The sequence below is a fragment of the Pseudomonas sp. BAY1663 genome, from assembly GCF_000582595.1.
Classification (GTDB): Bacteria; Pseudomonadota; Gammaproteobacteria; order Pseudomonadales; family Pseudomonadaceae; genus Stutzerimonas; species Stutzerimonas stutzeri_AF.
In genome coordinates this window covers 1-1399 of record NZ_AZSV01000192.1, presented here as the reverse complement: position 1 = coordinate 1399, position 1399 = coordinate 1, and the positions used below count along the sequence as shown (strand labels likewise).

Sequence of the window (1399 nt, the reverse complement as noted above, 5' to 3'; positions counted from 1 at the left end):
ACCCGGATGTCGGGTGCCCTTTTTCTAATGGGATGGTCAGCCCGCCCGGGCCTCGGCAAGCCTAGACTTGCCGAGGCTCCCCTCTTCAGCTTCGGAGGAATTGTCATGGCTACCGTTGCATTGCTGGGTATCGACTTGGGCAAGCACTGCTTCCATCTGCATGGCCAGGATGCAAGGGGGCGGCAGGTTCTGCGCAAAAAGCTCAATCGAACCCACCTGCTGCCGTTTCTCGCTCAGTTACCTGCCTGCGTGATTGCCATGGAGTCGTGTGGTGGAGCGCATTGGCTGGCTCGCCAGATCAGCGTCCATGGCCATCGGGTGAAACTGATAGCACCTCAGCATGTCAGGCCATTCGTGACCGGTAACAAGAATGACTATCTCGATGCTGAGGCTATTTGCGAGACAGCTTGTCGCCCGAAGACGCGTTACGTCTCGGTGAAGACGACAGAGCAGCAGTTACTCTCCACCGAGCATCGTATTCGAGAGTCGCTGGTCCGTAGGCGCACTGCCACCATTAACCAGATCCACGGTTTTCTTCTGGAGTTTGGTATTGCTCTACCCAACACCTTGAGTGCGCTGGCTCAGGTGCCGATGCTGCTCGAAAACTCAGATAACGACCTGCCGCTGCGCTTCCAGCAACTAATGCTCAAGTTGTTGGGCGATATCCAGCAGCTGACGTCAGAGATCAAGAGCCTGGATCATTCCCTGCAATCGAGATTGAGACAGGATGAGATGGCCGCTCGGCTCTTGAGTGTTCCCGGTATTGGCCCCGTCACCGCCACTGCACTAGTGGCCAATGTTGGCGATGCGTCCCACTTCAGGAGCAGTCGCGATTTCGCGGCCTCGCTCGGCCTGGTGCCACGGCAATACTCGACAGGGGGAGGAACCGTTCTGTATGGCATCAGCAAGCGGGGCGATAGCTACTTGCGACGACTGTTTGTCCAATGCGCCCGTTCAATCATGCGCAAGGTCGAGTGTCGCAGCGACCCGCTAGGAGCCTGGATTCGTGATCTGCTGATACGTAAGCACCCCAACAAGGTGGCATGTGCTTTGGCCAACAAGTTGGCTCGCATGAGCTGGGCCGTGCTGCGACGCGGCACCAGCTATAACCCGCACTACCTGGCGTAGAACCCAAGGCTTTTGCGACGTCTGTACGTGATGACGATAAACGGCACACTGCCTCGCTGCGACCCTGGTAACCAAAGCAGTCTTCGAGACTGGCTCTCTTTCTAGGACAGTGAGGCGCGGCTTCTCATCGAGGGCCGAGCGCCTATGCAGCGCGCTCACCGAGCCCGGATACATTGGCGCAAGCCAGCTTTATCTGTCGTCGTGCCAGAGGTTGCAGAAGATGGGCTGACCATACATTTGGTTACTTTCTTGTTGGGCAAGCAACAAGAAA

1 protein-coding gene is annotated in these 1399 nt (G+C 57.1%); it reads left to right on the top strand.

Annotation, left to right across the window (positions count from 1 at the left end; translation table 11 throughout):
- Positions 1-105 precede the first annotated feature (105 nt).
- Entirely contained in the window at positions 106-1128 is a 1023-nt protein-coding gene (locus BAY1663_RS22710; protein ID WP_037045389.1) for an IS110 family transposase, read from the top strand.
- Positions 1129-1399: the final 271 nt, after the last annotated feature.

Excerpts from the sequence above, each read along its gene's own strand:
- BAY1663_RS22710 (WP_037045389.1), top strand. The coding sequence starts at position 106 with ATGGCTACCGTTGCATTGCTGGGTATCGACTTGGGCAAGCACTGCTTC.